Consider the following 17,167-nt stretch of genomic DNA (forward strand, 5'->3'; position numbering starts at 1 on the left):
CGCCCGAGTCCTCGGGCGCGGCCGACGCCCGCCCGGGGTCGCTCTGGGGTTCGGAGTCATGGGTGTCGGAGCCGGACGACTCCGCGTCGGTCGCGGTGCTCGTCGCGCTCGCTGGGTCCCGCGCGCTCTCGCCGCCCATCACGTCGGCGGCACTCACACCTTTGTCCCCCGCGGCGTCGCCAGAGCTTGGTTCGGAGTCGTCGGTGGTCGGTGCTGCGTCGTCGGTCCCCGAGTAACCGCCGGGGGTCGGCGTCCCGTCGGTGGCGTCCACCGCGCCGACCGAGACGGACTCGCCCTCCGCGAGCACGTCGAGGACCGACTGCTTGTTCGTCTCGATGCGCTCGACCAACTGCTCGAACAGCTCCTGCTCCTCGGTCGTCAGGCCTTCCGAGTCGGCCGCGACGCCCATCGCGGCGAGGCTGGCGCGCTTGACCACCTTGCCGACCCGGCGCTCGTAGATGCCCTCGACTACCTCCTCGGCAGTCTGGATCTCGTCTGTCAGCCGGGTTACCTCCGGGTCGGCGAACGGGTCGTCGGCCTGCTCGGCGCGGGCGTCGCGTCGGTCGCGGAGGTCGGCCACGTAGTCGGCCACGTCTGCGTAGAAGGATTCGCGCAGGTGCTGGAGGCTGTCCTTCGAGCGCTCCTTGCTCTGCACCGTGCGGAGTTCGTCGAGATTCATGATGTGGTCGATGTCGTGGTCGGGTCGCTCGCTCGCGGGCCTGTCACTCGCGCCCCTTCTCGGCCCGGCCGCGGGCCATCAGGAACACGCCGACGTATTCCGGAACCGATACGTCACCGTCCGGGAGGGTAAAGCTTTCGTCGTTCAGTGCAATCGTGCCGGGCTCGCTCACCTCGACCGTCACGTCGTGGCCCACGAACGACTCCGGAATCGCGTCCGTGAGCGGGTCGAACGCCTCGATCCCGTCTCTCGGGATGCGAGTGACTTCGAGGCCGCTGCCGCCGTGGAGGCTCCCCGGCAACCGGATGAGCCGCCGGAGGTCGGTGGTGACCGGCTCGTCGATGGCGGCCGATTGGTCGGCCACGACCCGGGCGGTCGTCACCTTCGCGAGCTGGCGGATGCCCGGCCCGCCGCGTTCGAGGTTGCCGGCCGCCAGCGTCTCGTAGTCTTCGGACACCGCGCCGAGGATGGTGCCCGCCCGGCTCTCGCCGATGCGGTCGAACTCCTGCAGGCGTTCGAGGGCCTCCTCCTCGGGTAGTTCGAGCAGCTCGTCGGCAAGCTCCAGCATCGCGCGGTGGACCCGGTGACCCCAGCCGCCCTCGGTCGCGAGCACGCGCCGGGTCGCGGTGGTCGACATCTCGGTGCGCTGGAGGTCGTCGAGCTCCACGCCCTCGCCCCGAACGTAGTCGACGATCTCCCGGCGGGCGTCCCGGCCGAGGTCGCGGACGCGCTCGTCGCGCACGTGGACGTGGTACCCCCGACCGCCGGAGAACACGACCGTCAGGTCCTCGAAGCCGAAGTCGCCTTCGAGGAAGTCGAGCAGGTCGACGAGTTCCGCTTTCCCGCGCGCGAGCATCTCGCCGTACGGGTCGCGCTGAGGGTCGACGCCCGGCAGGTGGTCGGCGTCGATGTCGAACACGAGGTCCGCGCCGCGCCACCCCTTCGCGTCCATGTCGTCCGCGCCGGGGTCGTCGTAGCGCCCGGCCGAGAAGTAGACGTGGCGCGGGCGCTCGCGCCGGAGGAAGTCGCCGAGCTCGCCGAGCTCCAGCAGCGACTGGTGGCGGACCATCCGGGTCGACCCCGCGGTCCACGGGATGTACCCCCACTCGCGCGTCTCGGGCGCGGGCGGCGATGACAGGTCGGTCCGGCGGTAGTGGTCGCGGAACCGACCCCGGAGGTACGCTCGGGTGCGCTCTTCCATCGTCAGGTGTATGTTCGGGCCGCGGTTTTAACGTTGCCTATCGGGAAGCGTCGCTCCACCGCGCCCGCCGTTCCACCGCGTTCGACGCCCCGTCCCGGAATCCTTTTTCCGGAAGGCCGACAGTCGGAAGTATGGCTGGCGGTGAGGCGGAGAGGCGGTCGGACGTGCGACGAGCGCGAGCGATGGCGGTCGCCGTAGCCGGAGCGCTCGGACTGACAGTCGGCGGGCTCGCCGTCGGCGTGCTTGCCGCGCTCTGTCTCGGCTTTCTGGTCTTCGAACTCGCGGGCCCGGTCCGCTCGGACGCGCTCGTCGTCGTGCAGGTCCGGTATCTCCAGATCGGCTTTCTCGCGTTCGCGCTCGGCTACGTCGCCGTCCACGGGACTCCGCGGCGGTACGTTAAGCTCCGCCCTCCCACCCGGCGCGACGCGGGCTGGATCGTCGCGATTCCGCTCGCGCTCGCCCTGCTCAGCGCCGTCTTCGACCCGGTGTTGGCCGCGGTCGGATTCACCCCGTCGGGGGCCAGCGCGAACGGCTTCCCGGTCGACGTTCTCGCGCGGCCGGCGCTCTGGCCGGTGGTCGCCGTCGCGTGGTTCCTCGTCGCCGCGCCGGGCGAGGAGCTGCTGTTCCGGGGCGTGATCCAGGGTCGACTCCGGGAGACGTTCGACGCCGCGGGCGCGGTCGCGCTCGCCGCGGCGTGCTTCGCGCTCGCGCATCTCCTTCTCGGGTTCCTCACCGGAGACGGATCGGGAGCCATCGCCGCAAACGGCGTCGAGACGTTCGCCAGCGGGCTGGTGTTCGGCGCGGCGTACGAGCGAACCGACAATCTGGTCGTTCCCGCCGTGGCTCACGCGGGGCTCTGGACGGTGGGCCTCGCGCTGGCGTCGTGACTGTACGATCGTTCTTGTCCGTATGGAGCGACTGCCCACCAATCAGTCGCGCGGGGGAGGTGACCGGCAGGACGGGTTCTGCCGGTCGCCTCACCCGCGCATGAAATCAGAGAGCTTCTCGGCGAGGCCGCCCTGCCTGCCGAGCTTGAGGTAGTAGGCGTCGCCGCCGTCCTCGTAGTAGTTGGCGATGTGGCGCTCGACCTCGAATCCGAGATGTTCGTAGAAGCCCAACGCGTGCTCGTTGCTCGCGCGGGCGTGGCAGGTGACGGTGTCGTGGTTCTCGGCGACGCGGCCGACGAGTCGCTTGCCGACGCCCTCCCCGCGGAACTCCGGTGAGACGGCGAGAAAGAGGATGTAGCCGTCGCGCCGGACCGCACAGAAACCCATCACGCGCTCGTCGTCCTCGCCCGCGGTACGGCCGTCGCTCGTGACGAACAGGTGGACCGTCGACCGGCGGTACGCGTCCGTGAAGAAACCCTTTCGCTGTTTCAGCACCCCGTCTTCGCGCTCGATGCGCTCTTTGAGCTGCCACGCCTCCTCGACGTAGCTCTCGTCGCCGGGGTGGGCGATCTCTACATCGACGTTGACGCTCACTACTTCGCCGTAGGCCCGTGGTCAATATAATTCCACCGCCCCGCCGACGGCTCTCCGGAACCTCGCCCGGCGTCCGAGGGGTCGAATCCTCCCCGGACGCGAATAGCGAAGCCTTTCGGGCTCCGGACCGTTTCGCCGGGTATGGGCTACGAGCTCCGGGATCACACCGCCGACGTAGCGGTCGAGGCGACCGGCCCCACGCTCGGGGCGACGTTCGCGGCCGCGGCCGACGGGATGGCCGCCGCGATGTGCGACGTGATCCCCGAGTCGGGCGGCGAGCGCTTCCCGGTCGAGGTCCGGGCCGAGAGCCGGGAGGCGCTGTTGTTCGACTACCTCGACGAACTCATCTACCAGCGCGACGTGCGCGGCGTCCTCCCGGTCGACAACGAGGCCGCCGTTCGAGAGTCCGACGTCCGGGAGCCAGCCGGGGACGACGGCGAGTGGACGCTGACGGGGGCCGCCCGCGGCGTCCCGCTCGCGGGCCTCGGCGCGCGCGACCTCAAGGCGGTCACCTACTCCGAGATGGACCTGCGCGAGACCGACGACGGCTGGCGCGCGTACGTCGTCTTCGACGTGTGAGCGGCGGTTCTTTCCGCGAGCGAACCCGTGTCGACGTATCACGCACCGAAGTCGATGGCGAAACGTATTCCGGTCGGACGCCTTACGACCGGGTATGACCACTGACGACACCAGTTCCGAGGCGGACGGCGGTACCGACCACGGTGACGCCACGGTCGAGGGTGGAGACGCCACGACCTACGACGCGGGCGAGGTGACGCTCCGCAAGGTCCGCGAGCACGTCTGGGAGATTCCCAAGGAGGGCGACATGCGCGTTCCTGCGCGAGTGCTCGCCAGCGAGCAGCTACTCGACCAGATCGCCGACGACAAGACGCTCCAGCAGTTGCAGAACTCGACCCATCTGCCTGGCGTCCGGAAGTACAACCTCTGCATGCCCGACGGCCATCAGGGGTACGGCTTCCCGGTCGGCGGCGTGGCCGGCATCGACGCCGAAGACGGCTGCATCTCGCCCGGCGCAATCGGCTACGACATCAACTGCGGCGTTCGGATGGTGAAGACGAACCTCACGTACGAGGACGTGCAGGGTCGCGAGGAGGAGCTCGTGGACGCCCTCTTCGCGAACGTCCCGTCGGGGCTCGGCGGCGGCGGCATCGTCGAGGGCGACATCGACGCCATCGAGGCGATTCTGGACCGCGGGATGGAGTGGGCGCTCGAAGAGGGCTGGGCCGTCGAGGAGGACCTGGCCCACTGCGAGGACGAGGGCGTGCGCCACGACAGCCAGCCCTCGAAGGTGCCCCAGAAGGCCAAAGACAGGGGGAAGAACCAGATCGGCAGTCTGGGATCGGGCAACCACTTCCTCGAAGTCCAGCGCGTGACCGACACGTACCTCTCGGACGTGGCCGACGCATACGGACTGGAGGAAGACCAGATCGTCGTGCTCATCCACTGCGGGAGCCGAGGGCTCGGCCATCAGGTCTGCACGGAGTACCTGCGGGACATCGAGAAGGCCCACGCCGGGCTGCTCGGCCAGCTCCCGGACAAGGAACTCGCGGCCGCGCCCGCGGGCAGCCAGCTCGCCGAGGACTACTACGGCGCGATGTGCGCGGCCATCAACTTCGCGTGGGTGAACCGCCAGCTCATCATGCACCGCACTCGGCAGGTGTTCGAGAAGGTGTTCGGCACGGACTGGGAGACGCTGGGGATGGACCTGCTGTACGACGTGGCCCACAACATCGCCAAGAAGGAGACCCACACTGTGGAGAACGGGGAAGAGCGCGAGCTGTACGTCCACCGGAAGGGCGCGACCAGAGCCTTCCCCGCGGGCCACTCGGAGGTCCCGGGCGCGTACCTCGACGTGGGCCAGCCGATCATCATCCCCGGGAGCATGGGCGCGGGCAGCTACGTCTTGCGAGGCGGCGAAGAGTCGATGGACCTGTCGTTCGGCTCGACCGCCCACGGCGCGGGCCGGACCATGAGCCGCACGCAGGCCAAGCAGGACTACTGGGGCGGCGACGTGCAGGACGAACTGGAGCAAGAGCACATCTACGTCAAGGCCCAGAGCGGGGCCACGGTCGCCGAGGAAGCCCCGGGCGTCTACAAGGACGTCGACGAGGTGGTCCGGGTGTCGGACGCGCTCGGCATCGGCGACAAGGTCGCGCGGACCTACCCCGTTTGTAATATCAAAGGGTAGTCGAGAAACGGTAGCGGGATCGTTGCTGTGACAGATAGCTGTAGCAGATTTCTGTGACAGATTGCTGGGGTAGGACCACTTCGTTCGTCTCTTCTCGATTTTCGGGCTCTAGTAAGCACTCGATTTCGAGACTCGGCGCGCGCGAGGAACGCGCGCGCGAGGGACGAGTGAGCGACCAGCGGGAGCGAACGAGGAGGCTGGGGAGGACGAGGTTGCGGCGTCTCCTATGTCGAGGCAGTAGCTAGCTCCGTGATTCTTTGAGTGAAGGACAGATCGAAGCTAGCTTCTGCTTGAGCCTAGGCGTGACCGCAACCGCACAGCACCGGCACAGCACCGCGACCGCGGGCCTCGGACCTCCCCAGCCGCCTGCGCTTCTCGGGCTTCGCCCTGCGATGCTCGTCCCTCGCGCGTTTTGGCGCGCCACGGAGGGCGCGCCAGCACGCGCCGGGGTGGAAAACCGAACCGGTCCAATCAAGGTCAGATCGCCACTCACGTCCCAAACCACGACCTCCAATTGACACCACCGACCCACCTCCAAACCGAGCGCAAACGGTGGAACTTTACTCGCAGCGCGCTCCAATCCCACCATGACCGAAGACGAGGAACTCACCTACGCCGAGGCCGGGGTGGACATCGACGCGAGCGAAGCGGCGACCGCGGCGCTGGTCGGCGCAGTCGGGGACATCGACGACAGCGAGTACGCCGGGCTACTCGACATCGGCGACCGGTACCTCGCGCTGGCGACCGACGGCGTCGGCACGAAGCTGCTGGTGGCCGAGGCGCTGGGCGACTACTCGACGGTCGGCATCGACTGCATCGCGATGAACGCCAACGACCTCGTCGCCGCGGGGGTCGAACCCGTCGCGTTCGTGGACTACCTCGCGGTCGACGAGCCCAGCGAGGCGTTCTCCGAGCAGGTCGGCGAGGGGCTGGCCGCCGGGGCGGAGGAAGCAAACCTCGCGCTCGTCGGCGGCGAGACGGCGGTGATGCCCGAGGTCGTCAAGGGACTGGACCTCGCTGGTGCCTGCGTCGGCCTCGCGCCGAAGGACGCGGTGTTCCCCGGCGAGGCCGAGGTCGGCGACGCGCTGGTCGGCTTCCCCTCCAGCGGCATCCACTCGAACGGGCTCACGCTCGCGCGCGAAGCCGTGACCCGCGACCACGAGTACGAGGATGCCTTCCCTCCCGAGCCCAACCGCTCCATCGGCGAGGTGCTACTCGAACCCACGCGCATCTACACCTCCCTGCTCCCGGCGCTCCGCGAGCGCGCGGTCCACGCCGCGGCCCACGTCACCGGCGGCGGCTGGACCAACCTCTCGCGGATGGGCGCGTTCCGGTACGAGGTTACCGACCCCTTCGACGCCCAGCCGGTGTTCGAGTTCGTCCAGCGCGAGGGCAACGTGGACGACGAGGAGATGCACCGGACGTTCAACATGGGCACCGGGTTCGTGGTCGCGCTGCCCGCGGACGAGGCTGAGGGTCTGGTCGAGGCGACCGATGGCAGGGTCATCGGCGAGGTCCAGGAGGGCGACGAGGTGGCGATCCGCGGGCTGGAGCTGTAGGGCCACGAGTGAGCTACCTCCGAAGAACCCATCTTTCAAGCCACCGCACCGCCAACTACCGCTCGAGTTACCAGCGATGAAACACCTCCCCAAGCATCTCCGGCCGCGCTGGCGCTACCTCGCGGTCGCAATCGAGGCGTGGCCCGACGCCGACCTCGACCGCCGGAGCTTCCAGCGGAGCCTCTGGTTCGCAGCCCAGAACCTGCTCGGCGACGCCGGGAGCGCCGACGCCGACCTGACGGTCCTCCAGTTCGACTTCGGGGACGGCACCGGCGCGGCCATCGTCCGGGCGCGGCACGGACACGCCGACGAGGCGCGGGCCGCGCTGGCCTGCGTGGACGCAATCGAGGGCGATCCGGTCGGCGTTCGCGTCAGCGGTATAAGCGGTACGGTCCGTGCCTGTGAAGAAAAGTATTTACGGCGAGGCGGCCAATTTTCGGCCGAGAGAAAAGTCGTGTTCGGGGACGCACAGCGGTCGGCAGTCGTCCGAGGCAAGCGCCTCGACGTGCGGGCCGACGGCGCGTTCGCGGGCGCGACGGAACTCGATTTCGAGTGATACTATGCAGGGACAATCCCAACAGCAGGCTTACGACCGCGGAATCACGATCTTCTCCCCGGACGGACGCCTCTACCAGGTCGAGTACGCCCGCGAGGCCGTCAAGCGAGGGACGGCGAGCATCGGCGTCCGCACCGAAGGCGGCGTCGTGCTGGCCGTCGACAAGCGCATCCGTTCGGAGCTGATGGAGCGGACCAGCGTCGAGAAGATCCACAAGGCCGACGACCACGTCGGCATCGCGAGCGCGGGCCACGTCGCCGACGCTCGCCAGCTCATCGACTTCGCGCGCCAGCAGGCGCAGGTCAACCGCCTCCGCTACGGCGAGCCCATCGGCGTCGAGACGCTGACGAAGGAGGTCACCGACCACATCCAGCAGTACACGCAGGTCGGTGGCGCGCGCCCGTTCGGCGTCGCGCTCATCATCGGCGGCATCGAGAACGGCGAGCCCCGCCTCTACGAGACCGACCCGTCGGGCACGCCCTACGAGTGGCGCGCGCTCGCGGTCGGCGCGGACCGCGGTGAACTCCAGGAGTACCTCGAGGACAACTACAACGAGACCGCGGACCTCGAAGGCGGCATCGAACTCGCCCTCAGCGCGCTCGCGTCGGTCAACGACGGTTCGCTCACGCCCGAGGGCGTGGGCGTGGCGACCATCGACGTCGAGTCCGAGCAGTTCCTCGAACTCTCGAACGGCGAGACCGAGGAGTACCTCTCGGAGTTCGGCCTGCTCGGTGACGGCACCGAGGACGAGGAATCCGACGAGGAGTAATCGGCTTCTCCTTCCGCGGTTTTCTATCGGTAGTGAGTGACTGCTTTGGGGAATTTCTGTTTGTTCGATTACGCTGGATTCGATTAGCTCCTGAGATATGATAAACTTCGAAACCCGGCTCGCGCGCGAGCAACGCGCTCGAGGGACGAACGACCGAACGGAGTCTGCGCGAGCGACGCGAGCGCAGGCTCGGCAGTCGCAGCCCGCGCAGGAGCAACGCGACGAGCAGGACCGTCTGCCGGTGTGAGGGAGTGAGGAGGCTGGGGAGGCGTGAGGCTCGCGGTAGCGGTTGCGGTTCTCATATGTCGAGGCAGTAGCTAGCTTCACCGATCTTCCGATCTTCAGGTCTGTTGCGGTGAAGCTAGCTATTGCTTGAGCCTAGGAGTCACCGCAACCGCACCGCGACCGCACCTCGTCCTCCCCAGCCGCTTGCGTTGCTCGCTTCGTTGTCTCCGAAAATCGGTGATTTTCGGGATGACGAGAGAGCTTCGCTCTCTCGAACCACGCTACTCAGCCCTCGCGCGATTTGGCGCGGTCATAAACGACCGCGCCAGCACGGGCCGGGGAGTTGGACAAACCAGCACGCGCCCGGTAGAAGACCAGCAAGCGAAGCAGTGTCAACTTACTACCTCACTTCCGCCAAAATCCTCGACTCGGAGTCTCACCCGTCCAGAACACCGACGCGCTCGGCGCGGTAGCCGAACACGTCCTCGTAGCCGTACGGCGACATCAGCACCGGGTAGAACGCCTCGTCGGCCACGAGTTCGTCGCCGTCGGCCGCGGCGAACGACTCGCCCGCTGCGACCTCCTCGAAATTGTGGGCGAACACCTCGTACTCCTCGGCCACCGACTTCGGAACCGACGGTCCGAGCCGGTAGACGACAACCGGGTCGGCGTCCTCCCCGGCGACCGGCTCGTCGTCCGCGAGCGCGCCGGTCGCGGTGAGAAAGCCTCGGATCAGGTCGACCCCGTTGTCCGCCGCGGCTGCCGACCCCTGTAGTCCGCACTCGACCTCGATCACGTGGGGGTACTCGATGAGCCGGCCCTCGCTCTGGCCGCCCGTCTCGACCAGCACCGACACCGGCAGGTACGGGCAGACCGAGCGCGCGATCTCGTCGACCGCGTCCACCAGCGCGAACGGTTCGGCGTACGACTGCGTGGAGTGCAGCGACAGCGTCGTGCAGTCCCGGAGTTCCTCGGCGAGGGCGGCCGCCAGCCGGCCCTCGTGAGTGTCGGCGTCGGGGTCGCCGGGGAACGCCCGGTTGAGGTCCTCGTCGACGTACCGGACCCCCTTCGCAAGCGCCGTCTCGTTGGCGACGACGAACTTCACCGGCCGGTCGACCGCCGGCGGGTCGTCGAGCACGCGCTCGACGGCGCGGACGCCGCAGGGCTCGTCGCCGTGGATGGCCGCGACCACGGCCACCTCGGGCGTGCCTTCGCCCAGCTGTTCGATTCGCATTCGGCAGAACACGCGGAAGGCTCGGCCTTGAGGGTTTCGACTTCACCCGTATGAATTTTCCGTCGGCCTACGCGTCGACGGCCTCGTAGAGTTCCTGAACCACCGACTCCAGTCGGCGTCCTTCGTCGGTCAGCGCCACGAGGTCCAGTTCCTGATCGTACCTCGCGACCCCGATTCCGGTCAGCTTCGGGACATGGGTGTGGTACAGCGACAGGTACACTTCCAACACGTCGTCGGGATCGATGCGCGAGAGCCGCCGGTTGCGCTCGGCAACCGCCACGTCGTCAGCGAGGTCGGCCAGCGACGCCTCCTCGTGGGCCAGCAGCGTCCGGAACGCATGCCGACGCCGGGCGTTCGACAGCAGTTCGAACAGCGCGTCGAGTTCGACGGGTAGGTCGGCGGCCGCGACGTCCTCGACGGCAGCCCGGAGTTCCCCGGATTCGGCGCTCGGGGTCGAATCGACGACCTCCCGGTCGGCGTCGTAGGCCACCAGCCCGACGTCGTCGAGCTTCGGCAGATAGGTGTGATGGAGGCGCGCGAGCGTCGCCCGAGCGGGGTCCGTAGAATCGAACTCCTCGTCCTGTCGCGCCGCGAGCTCGTCCCGGCGCTCGCCGAGTTCGTCCAGTTCTTCCGCGAGGTCGGCCACGTCCAGGGCGTCGTCGGCGGTGGCGAGGCGGGCCAGCACGACCCGACACGCGGGGCTGGCGAGCGCGTCGAACACCGCGTCGAGTCGCGACTCGCGCTCGGAGCCCCGTGACGTCGCCTCCGAGTTCGCGTCGAACGTGGATTCCGTAGTCGTCATGTCGTGACCTCCGTGGTGGCTCGCGCGAAGGGCGGGACCACTCGACTCTGAAATGAACGTGAGAACTATATAAGTTGTCGATTCGACTTGTTTACGTGTAAGCGTGCGGGAATAAACTACGGTGTCGGTCACACGTCGACCGACGACCGCTGCCGATTCGCGACTAGTCACCAATTAATACCTGCAGGCGTATTCGGGAATTAGCCTACGTTCTCGTCATTATCCGGCTGGAAAAGATTGAATACCCGGTAAGGTGTCGTAGCCGATATGACGACCACAGACGCGGTAATCGACCGATGTCGCGAGGACGACGTGGACTTCGTCCGCATCTTCTACGTCGACAGCGGCGGTATCACTCGCGGTCGGATGGTGCCGGCAGGAGACATCGAGACCGTCCTGAACGAGGGAATCAACTTCGCGCAGGTCCAGCAGGCGTTCACGTCGCTCGACTTCCCTGTGCCGGGGACGGACATCTCGGGGCCGGTCGGCGAGGTTCGGCTCGTCCCGGACCCCGAGTCGTTCACCGTGCTCCCCTACGCCGAGCGGACCGCAGCGATGCTGGGTACGTTCGAGACCCTCGACGGCGAACCGTGGGCGTTCGGCCCGCGAGCCCAGCTCCGGGAGTTCCTCGCGGACAGCGAGTACGCGCCCGCGGCGGCGTTCGAAAGCGAGTTCTACCTCGCGGACCGCGACGAGGAGGGCGAATTCACCCCGCTGGACGAGAGCGGCTGTTTCGCCGCCGACGGGATGCAGTCGGCCCACGGCGTCGTGACCGACATGATCGACGCGCTCGAAGCGCAGGGGATGGAGTTCGCGGTGTACTACCCCGAGTACGGGCCGGGCCAGCACGAGCTGGTGATCAAGCACGACGACGGCATCGCGCCCGCCGACAACCACGCGCTGTACAAGCAGACCATCAAGAGCGTCGCGAGCGACCACGGCGCCGAGGCGAGCTTCCTCCCGAAGCCGTTCGCGGGCAAGCCCGGGAGCGGCTGTCACGTCCACGTCTCGCTGTGGGACGGCGACGAGAACGCCTTCTTCGACCCGGAGACCGACTCCCGGTACGGCCTCTCGGAGACGGCCCGCCAGTTCGTCGCCGGACTGCTGGAGCACGGCCGTGCGCTGGTCGCGCTGACCGCGCCGACGGTGGTGTCGTACAAGCGGCTCAAACCCCACATGTGGGCGTCGGCGTTCACCTGCTGGGGCGAGGACAACCGCGAGGCGATGGTCCGGGTGCCGTCCTCGTCAGCCGAGAACCGGTCGGCCTCCACGCGCGTGGAGTTCAAGGCCATCGACAACACGGCCAACCCCTACCTCGCGATGCTGGGAATCCTCGCGGCCGGGATGGACGGCGTCGAGCGCGAACTCGACCCGGGGGAGCCGGTCCGCCAGGACCCCGAGTCGCTGTCGGCGGCCGAGCGCAGCGAGCGGGGCATCGAGCGCTACCCCGAGACGCTGTCGGAGGCGCTCGACGCCCTCGAAGCCGACGAGGTGCTCTGCGACGCACTCGGCGAGCCGCTGTTCGAGTCGTTCGTCGCGATCAAGCGCGCCCAGTGGGAGGACTTCAACGGCTCGGTGACCGATTGGGAACTGGAGAACCTGCGCGGCCCGTTCTGAGCTCGCCAGAAGTCGACCCCTCTCTCCGTTATCGATGTCTCAAAGTTCGCCGACCAGCCGAGCTCGGTAGCCCAGAATCGTGTCGTGGCCGTCGGCCGACGCGAGGACGGGCCAGAACGGTTCGTCGGCGACGAGGTCCTCGCCGTCGCGCCGGGCGTACGTCTCGCCCCCTTCGACCTTCGAGAAGTTTCGCGCGAGGAACTGGTACTCGCCGTCGGGCCGTTTCTCCTCGATCTCGGTGACCTCGTAGTAGTCGGTGGGCGTCGGCCGTGCGTCGCCGGGAATCGCGCCCACGGCAGCGAGGAACGACCGGACGCAGCGCTCGGCCTGTTCGACGGCTTGCTCGGTCCCCTGCGGGCCGACCTCCACGTCGATGAATTCGGGTTGGTCGACACACCGGCCCTGCGAAAGCCCGGTCGTGTCGACGACCCGTTCGACCGCCGTGCGCCGGAACGCCTCGCGCTTGCGGTCGGTCGGGTTCGCCAGCACGCCGAACGGTTCGTCGAACGATCGCGTCGAGTGGACGCCCAGCGCGAAACAGCCCTCGACCTCCCGGACGAGTCGGGCCGCCAGTCGCCGCTCGTGCTCCTCCGCGTCGGGGTCGCCGGGAAGCACGCGGTTGAGGTCCACGTCCACGAAGCGGACCCCGCGCTCCAGAGCTTCCTCGTTGGCGACGACGAACTTCGTCGGCCGCTCGAACTCGACGTCCGACGCGAGCAGTCGCTCGATTGCGCGAGCGCCGCAGGGTTCGTCGCCGTGGACCGCGCCGACTACCGCCACCTCGGGATCGCCGGTTCCGCGCGTCCTGATCTTCATACTGTCACCGGGATCCCCGGGTTCATAAACGGTCGTGTCACTGGATAGGATAAACAGTAAAGGAACGTCGAAATCGATTGGTCGGTATGACCATACGCGAGATGGTGGCGGAGATCGAGCTCGTGGACAACCACGCCCACCCGGTGATGGAGCTCCCCCGAGAGAAGATAACCGAGGAGTTCCCGACGTTCTTCACGGAGGGCGACCTCCCGGCAGAGGACGCCCGCCACACGGTCCACTACCGGCGGGCGCTCCGGCTATTGGACGACCGCCTCGACGGCGAGACCGAAGCCGAACTCCTCGCTTCTCGCGCCGACGTGGACCTGGAAGACTACTCGCAGGACCTCATCGGCGAGACCGGCACCGGTGTCATCCTCGCCGACGACGGGTTCCCCGAGACCACGCCCGAGGAGTTCGAGGCGTACACCGACGCGAGGGTCGAACCGCTGCTCCGGCTCGAACCCGTCGTCGAGGAGCTCGTCCCCGACCACGAGGACCTCGACTCGCTCGTCGACGCGTTCGAGGAGCGCGTCGAGACGGCGCTCGACGGCGGCTACGTCGGCCTGAAGTCAATCGCCGCGTACCGGAGCGGCCTCGACGTGGCCCCGCCGGACGAGGCGGCCGCGACCGCTCGCTCGGCGTACGACGACGTTCGGGCGGCGTTCGACGGCCGACTCGCCGACGCGAGCGTCATCGAGCACTGCCTCCACAGAGCCACCGACGTGGCCGCCGACTACGACGTTCCGGTGCAGCTCCACACCGGGTTCGGCGACCGCGACGCCCACCCGCGGTACGTCGACCCGACGTATCTCGCCGACTACCTCGACGCCCACCTCGACACCGCCGTGGTCCTGCTCCACGCCGGCTACCCGTACGTCCGCGCGGCGGGGTACGTCACCTCGACGTTCCCGAACGCCTACCTCGACCTCTCGCTGGCGAACCCGTTCGTCCAGCACGGCGTCGAGCCGATGTTCCGGCAGGCGATGGAGGCGGTCCCCGTGACCAAGCTGCTGTACGGCAGCGACGCGTTCACGATCCCCGAGCTGTACGTGTTGGCGGCCGAGCGGGCCCGCGAGGACCTCGCAAGTGTCCTCGAAGAACTCGTCGACGACGGCTACTACACCACCGACTACGCCAAGGACGTGGCGCGGATGATCCTCCGGGAGAACGCGATGGAGCTGTACGACCTCGCCGAGTGAGGTCGCCGCCGCGCGAGCGCGACACCGATTTTGGGCTCGCCGTCCGACTCAGTCGTCTCCGGACTCCTCGGTCGCTTCGCCCGGCCCGACGCCGACCTGCCGGACCGCGAGTTCGAGCATCGCCTTCGCCCCCTCGACGATCTGGTCGCGCTCCACGTATTCGAGGGCCTCGTGGGAGAGCCCGCCGGCCGGGCCGTACTCCACGAGCGTCGGCATGCGCGTGCCGTGGTAGAGGAACGCGGCGTCGGTGACGCCGGGCGCGATCTCGACGCCGGGCTCGTAGCCGAACGTCGAGCGGGTGACCGCCCGCGCGGTCTCGACGAGGGGGTGTTCCCGCGCTTCGTCCAGCCCGTCCCCGAGCGCCGCGGGCGGGAAGTAGTTCCGCTCGGGCACCCGCGCCTCGAACTCCACCTCCGGAGCCGCGTCGGCGGCCATTGCTTCGACGCGCTCGCAGACGCGGTCGGTTATCTCCGCAGCACCATCGGGGAACTCCTGCCAGCGCGGGACTCGGAGGTCAAAGGTGGCCTCCGCCCAGTCGGGGATCGAATTGAGGCCGCTGCGCTCGACCGTCCGGGTCTCCGGGTCGACCGACTCCACCCCGCCGCCGACGACCGTCGTCCCCGGCGCGGTTGTCAGATCGCCGAGGTAGTCGTCGGTGACGAACAGCTCCCCGAGTTCCTCGGCCGCACCGCCGTCCCCGGCGGCCGCGAGCGCCTCCGAGAGACCCGTCACCGCGTTCCGGCCCAGCTCCGGCGTCGACGCGTGGGCAGACTCGCCGGTCGCCTCGAGTTCGACCCAGAGCAGCCCCCGGTGGCCGACGACCGGCACGAACCCGTAGGAGCCTTCGAGGACGACGCCGGCGAACCCGTCGGGGTCGTACCGGTCGCCGAACCAGTCGTCGCCGCCGTTCCAGCCGACCATGCGCTTCACGCCGGTCTGGTACACCTCCTCGTCGACGAGGTGACCGTGGACGAGGTGACCGCGGAGGTCGATACTCCGACCGGCCAGCGCGGCGTCGAGCGCCAGCAGCGAGCCGACCAGACACGCGCTCGACGCCTTGTTGTCGAACACGCCGCGCCCGACCAGCGCCTCTGTCTCGTCGAACGCCCGCTTGTTCCACACCCGAGCCATCTTGTCGCGTATCTCGCGCTCGTGGACCTTCCCGCCGACGTCGAGTTCGACGGTGGTTCCGTCGAGGTGCCGAACCCGCCCTTCGGTCACCGAGAACGGGTTGCCGCCCGGCCAGTCGGCGTGCTCGCCCGCCGGGACGACGTCCGTGTGGCTCGCACAGACGAGGCCTCCCTCGGCATCACCCAGCCCGTCCCTGTGATCGTCCCGGCTCGGTCCGAGGGTCGCGTACACGTTCTCGCGTGGCGCGTCGACGTAGTCGTCTGCTATCGGCTGCACGTCCACCTCGATGGCGTCGCCGCGCTCGTCGAGGAACTCCCAGAGGTAGCCCGTCGGCGAGTCCGGGTCGGTGTGAACGCCCTCCTCGCCGGAGAGCGCCGAGCGGGCGACCAGCTCGTCGAGGAGGTCGAACAGTTCGTCGGCGTGCGCGTCGATCCAGTCGGAGCCGTCGGCGACGACGGCGCGTTCTCGTTCGGTGAGCGTCATTCGTCGGAGAGGGTCAGTCGTCGGTGAGCATCGTTCGTCGCGGAGCCTCGCATCTCGGCGAACGGAGCGGTCTCGGTCAGTCCTCGAACGGCGTCGACTGGGGCAGGTACGGGCTGCCGTTGTCCCACGTCCCCGTCTGGAGGTCGGCCGCGGACAGCAGTTGTTCGACCGCGTCGCGGTCGCTCGTCGGGACCACGAGCAGGACGCCGCCGTCCCTGTCGTCGTCGGCCCGGACGAGGCCCCGCCGGATGAACGACTCGGGCTGGAGGTGGTAGCCCCCCCAGCCGAACGTCTTGTACGAGTCGCGGACGAGCAGGTACCGGACGTCGCTGTCGCGTCTCGACGCGCGGGCGGCGACCGTGGTGAAGTGGCCGACGTCCCAGTCGAGCGTCCGGAAGTAGTCGGGGGCGTCCCACCTCGCGAGCAGCGCGGGAAGCCCGTACTTGTGGCCCAACAGGCTCGCGGGGGCCAGCGTGTGGGTCAGGTTGTAGTTGCAGATCAACTGAGCGTCGAACTCGCCGTCGAGCGCGACCGACAGCACCGTGTCGAAGCCAGCGTCTGTCAACTGGACCTCGCCGTCGACCGTCGACGGAATCGGGATCGCGCTCAGTTCGCCGTCGGAGATTGCCTCGCACGCGCGGACGAGGCCCTCGGTGCTGGTGCCGCCGACCTCGGACTCGGCCAGATCGTAGTCGTAGTGGTCGTGCGGGAACCAGTCGGCCGCCCGCTCGGGCGAGACCTCGCCGTCGGCGACCGCCTCGCGGACCGCGGCGAGCCACTCGGCGTTGTGCGATTCGAGCGCTGTCCCGGCGACCGCGGCGACGCTGTCGACGGTCACGTCCACGCCGTCGCGTTCGGTGAAGCCGTACGCCCGCAGCAGGTACGCCAGCGCGTACGCGCCGCAGACCATGTCCTTCTGGTCGGTCAGCCGCCGGTACTGTCGGTGGACCGCCGGGAACCCCGGGGCGACGTCGAGCGAGAACTGTTCGGCCGGGAAGAACGGGTACGGCGGGTCGCCCCCATCGTCTCCGCCGACGAGGTCGGTCACGATTCGACCCCCGTCCCGTTTTTGCGGCGGTCGGCAGACGGCTGGCGGTCGCGCCGCGCGCGGCGCGGCCGCCAGCCCTCGCGACGACGTGGCGACTGTCGGGCAGCGTCGAGGGAATCGCTGGTATTCGGTAGCATGTCAAAGTGGTTCGGTCGAAC

15 protein-coding genes and 1 pseudogene are annotated in these 17,167 nt (G+C 68.6%); 8 read left to right on the forward strand and 8 right to left on the reverse strand.

The genetic code is table 11. The features are described 5' to 3' along the window. Positions 1 to 679: pseudogene (locus tag DPQ64_RS19590) on the reverse strand (hypothetical protein); the annotation flags it as partial. Positions 680 to 722: 43 nt separating this feature from the next. Then, the gene (gene priS, locus DPQ64_RS10490; protein ID WP_115864299.1) at positions 723 to 1,880 is read right to left on the reverse strand and encodes a DNA primase small subunit PriS; all 1,158 of its coding nucleotides are present in this window, start codon (positions 1,878 to 1,880) and stop codon (positions 723 to 725) included. A 131-nt stretch (positions 1,881 to 2,011) separates the two neighbouring features. On the opposite strand from priS, the gene DPQ64_RS10495 reads away from it, so the two are divergent. Next, positions 2,012 to 2,767, forward strand: a complete 756-nt coding sequence (locus DPQ64_RS10495; RefSeq protein ID WP_157971664.1) for a CPBP family intramembrane glutamic endopeptidase — start codon at positions 2,012 to 2,014, stop codon at positions 2,765 to 2,767. 90 nt (positions 2,768 to 2,857) lie between these two features. On the opposite strand, the gene DPQ64_RS10500 is transcribed toward DPQ64_RS10495, so the two are convergent. Beyond that, positions 2,858 to 3,361, reverse strand: coding sequence for a GNAT family N-acetyltransferase (locus DPQ64_RS10500; RefSeq protein WP_115864301.1), 504 nt, complete (start codon positions 3,359 to 3,361; stop codon positions 2,858 to 2,860). A 141-nt stretch (positions 3,362 to 3,502) separates the two neighbouring features. Between DPQ64_RS10500 and DPQ64_RS10505 the strand changes: the two genes are divergently transcribed. The 5 genes from DPQ64_RS10505 (at position 3,503) to psmA (ending at position 8,454) form a co-directional block, all read left to right on the forward strand. Then, positions 3,503 to 3,940 carry an archease gene (locus tag DPQ64_RS10505; RefSeq protein ID WP_115864302.1) on the forward strand — a complete coding sequence of 146 codons (438 nt, stop codon included), beginning with the start codon at positions 3,503 to 3,505 and terminating at the stop codon, positions 3,938 to 3,940. A gap of 94 nt (positions 3,941 to 4,034) precedes the next feature. Further along, the gene (locus tag DPQ64_RS10510; RefSeq protein ID WP_115864303.1) at positions 4,035 to 5,570 is read left to right on the forward strand and encodes an RtcB family protein; all 1,536 of its coding nucleotides are present in this window, start codon (positions 4,035 to 4,037) and stop codon (positions 5,568 to 5,570) included. A gap of 587 nt (positions 5,571 to 6,157) precedes the next feature. Next, positions 6,158 to 7,129, forward strand: a complete 972-nt coding sequence (gene purM, locus DPQ64_RS10515) for a phosphoribosylformylglycinamidine cyclo-ligase (protein ID WP_115864304.1) — start codon at positions 6,158 to 6,160, stop codon at positions 7,127 to 7,129. A gap of 76 nt (positions 7,130 to 7,205) precedes the next feature. Next, the gene (locus tag DPQ64_RS10520) at positions 7,206 to 7,685 is read left to right on the forward strand and encodes an Rpp14/Pop5 family protein (RefSeq protein ID WP_115864305.1); all 480 of its coding nucleotides are present in this window, start codon (positions 7,206 to 7,208) and stop codon (positions 7,683 to 7,685) included. 4 nt (positions 7,686 to 7,689) lie between these two features. After that, complete coding sequence (gene psmA / locus DPQ64_RS10525) at positions 7,690 to 8,454, forward strand: archaeal proteasome endopeptidase complex subunit alpha (protein WP_115864306.1); 765 nt, start codon at positions 7,690 to 7,692, stop codon at positions 8,452 to 8,454. Between the two features lie 661 nt (positions 8,455 to 9,115). Here psmA and DPQ64_RS10530 read toward each other — a convergent pair. Both DPQ64_RS10530 and DPQ64_RS19235 read right to left on the reverse strand, forming a co-directional pair. Then, positions 9,116 to 9,913, reverse strand: a complete 798-nt coding sequence (locus tag DPQ64_RS10530; RefSeq protein ID WP_115864307.1) for a M14 family metallopeptidase — start codon at positions 9,911 to 9,913, stop codon at positions 9,116 to 9,118. Positions 9,914 to 9,980: 67 nt separating this feature from the next. Then, complete coding sequence (locus DPQ64_RS19235; protein WP_198662093.1) at positions 9,981 to 10,715, reverse strand: DUF7344 domain-containing protein; 735 nt, start codon at positions 10,713 to 10,715, stop codon at positions 9,981 to 9,983. 267 nt (positions 10,716 to 10,982) lie between these two features. Between DPQ64_RS19235 and glnA2 the strand changes: the two genes are divergently transcribed. After that, positions 10,983 to 12,332 (forward strand): gamma-glutamylputrescine synthetase, encoded by a 1,350-nt coding sequence (gene glnA2 / locus DPQ64_RS10540; protein ID WP_115864308.1) that lies wholly within the window; start codon positions 10,983 to 10,985, stop codon positions 12,330 to 12,332. A gap of 39 nt (positions 12,333 to 12,371) precedes the next feature. On the opposite strand, the gene DPQ64_RS10545 is transcribed toward glnA2, so the two are convergent. Further along, the gene (locus tag DPQ64_RS10545) at positions 12,372 to 13,148 is read right to left on the reverse strand and encodes a M14 family metallopeptidase (RefSeq protein WP_115864309.1); all 777 of its coding nucleotides are present in this window, start codon (positions 13,146 to 13,148) and stop codon (positions 12,372 to 12,374) included. A gap of 86 nt (positions 13,149 to 13,234) precedes the next feature. Between DPQ64_RS10545 and DPQ64_RS10550 the strand changes: the two genes are divergently transcribed. Further along, on the forward strand, positions 13,235 to 14,347 hold the full coding sequence (locus DPQ64_RS10550) for an amidohydrolase family protein (RefSeq protein WP_115864310.1): 1,113 nt from the start codon (positions 13,235 to 13,237) through the stop codon (positions 14,345 to 14,347). Between the two features lie 48 nt (positions 14,348 to 14,395). On the opposite strand, the gene DPQ64_RS10555 is transcribed toward DPQ64_RS10550, so the two are convergent. Together DPQ64_RS10555 and DPQ64_RS10560 are read right to left on the reverse strand one after the other, a co-directional pair. Beyond that, positions 14,396 to 15,961 carry a M20 family metallopeptidase gene (locus tag DPQ64_RS10555; protein WP_115864311.1) on the reverse strand — a complete coding sequence of 522 codons (1,566 nt, stop codon included), beginning with the start codon at positions 15,959 to 15,961 and terminating at the stop codon, positions 14,396 to 14,398. 76 nt (positions 15,962 to 16,037) lie between these two features. Further along, on the reverse strand, positions 16,038 to 17,009 hold the full coding sequence (locus DPQ64_RS10560) for a DUF6885 family protein (RefSeq protein ID WP_115864312.1): 972 nt from the start codon (positions 17,007 to 17,009) through the stop codon (positions 16,038 to 16,040). Between the last annotated feature and the right edge of the window lie 158 nt (positions 17,010 to 17,167).

Origin of the sequence: Halorussus litoreus (assembly GCF_003382685.1) — an archaeon.
Lineage (GTDB): Archaea > Halobacteriota > Halobacteria > Halobacteriales > Haladaptataceae > Halorussus > Halorussus litoreus.

What these genes read in the sequence shown, in the direction of transcription:
- DPQ64_RS10520 (WP_115864305.1), top strand. Translation starts at nt 7,206, where the DNA reads ATGAAACACCTCCCCAAGCATCTCCGGCCGCGCTGGCGCTACCTCGCG.
- DPQ64_RS10550 (WP_115864310.1), top strand. Translation starts at nt 13,235, where the DNA reads ATGACCATACGCGAGATGGTGGCGGAGATCGAGCTCGTGGACAACCAC.
- psmA (WP_115864306.1), top strand. Translation starts at nt 7,690, where the DNA reads ATGCAGGGACAATCCCAACAGCAGGCTTACGACCGCGGAATCACGATC.
- DPQ64_RS10495 (WP_157971664.1), top strand. Translation starts at nt 2,012, where the DNA reads ATGGCTGGCGGTGAGGCGGAGAGGCGGTCGGACGTGCGACGAGCGCGA.
- priS (WP_115864299.1), bottom strand. Translation starts at nt 1,880, where the DNA reads ATGGAAGAGCGCACCCGAGCGTACCTCCGGGGTCGGTTCCGCGACCAC.
- DPQ64_RS10555 (WP_115864311.1), bottom strand. Translation starts at nt 15,961, where the DNA reads ATGACGCTCACCGAACGAGAACGCGCCGTCGTCGCCGACGGCTCCGAC.
- DPQ64_RS10545 (WP_115864309.1), bottom strand. Translation starts at nt 13,148, where the DNA reads ATGAAGATCAGGACGCGCGGAACCGGCGATCCCGAGGTGGCGGTAGTC.
- glnA2 (WP_115864308.1), top strand. Translation starts at nt 10,983, where the DNA reads ATGACGACCACAGACGCGGTAATCGACCGATGTCGCGAGGACGACGTG.
- purM (WP_115864304.1), top strand. Translation starts at nt 6,158, where the DNA reads ATGACCGAAGACGAGGAACTCACCTACGCCGAGGCCGGGGTGGACATC.
- DPQ64_RS10505 (WP_115864302.1), top strand. Translation starts at nt 3,503, where the DNA reads ATGGGCTACGAGCTCCGGGATCACACCGCCGACGTAGCGGTCGAGGCG.
- DPQ64_RS19235 (WP_198662093.1), bottom strand. Translation starts at nt 10,715, where the DNA reads ATGACGACTACGGAATCCACGTTCGACGCGAACTCGGAGGCGACGTCA.
- DPQ64_RS10510 (WP_115864303.1), top strand. Translation starts at nt 4,035, where the DNA reads ATGACCACTGACGACACCAGTTCCGAGGCGGACGGCGGTACCGACCAC.
- DPQ64_RS10530 (WP_115864307.1), bottom strand. Translation starts at nt 9,913, where the DNA reads ATGCGAATCGAACAGCTGGGCGAAGGCACGCCCGAGGTGGCCGTGGTC.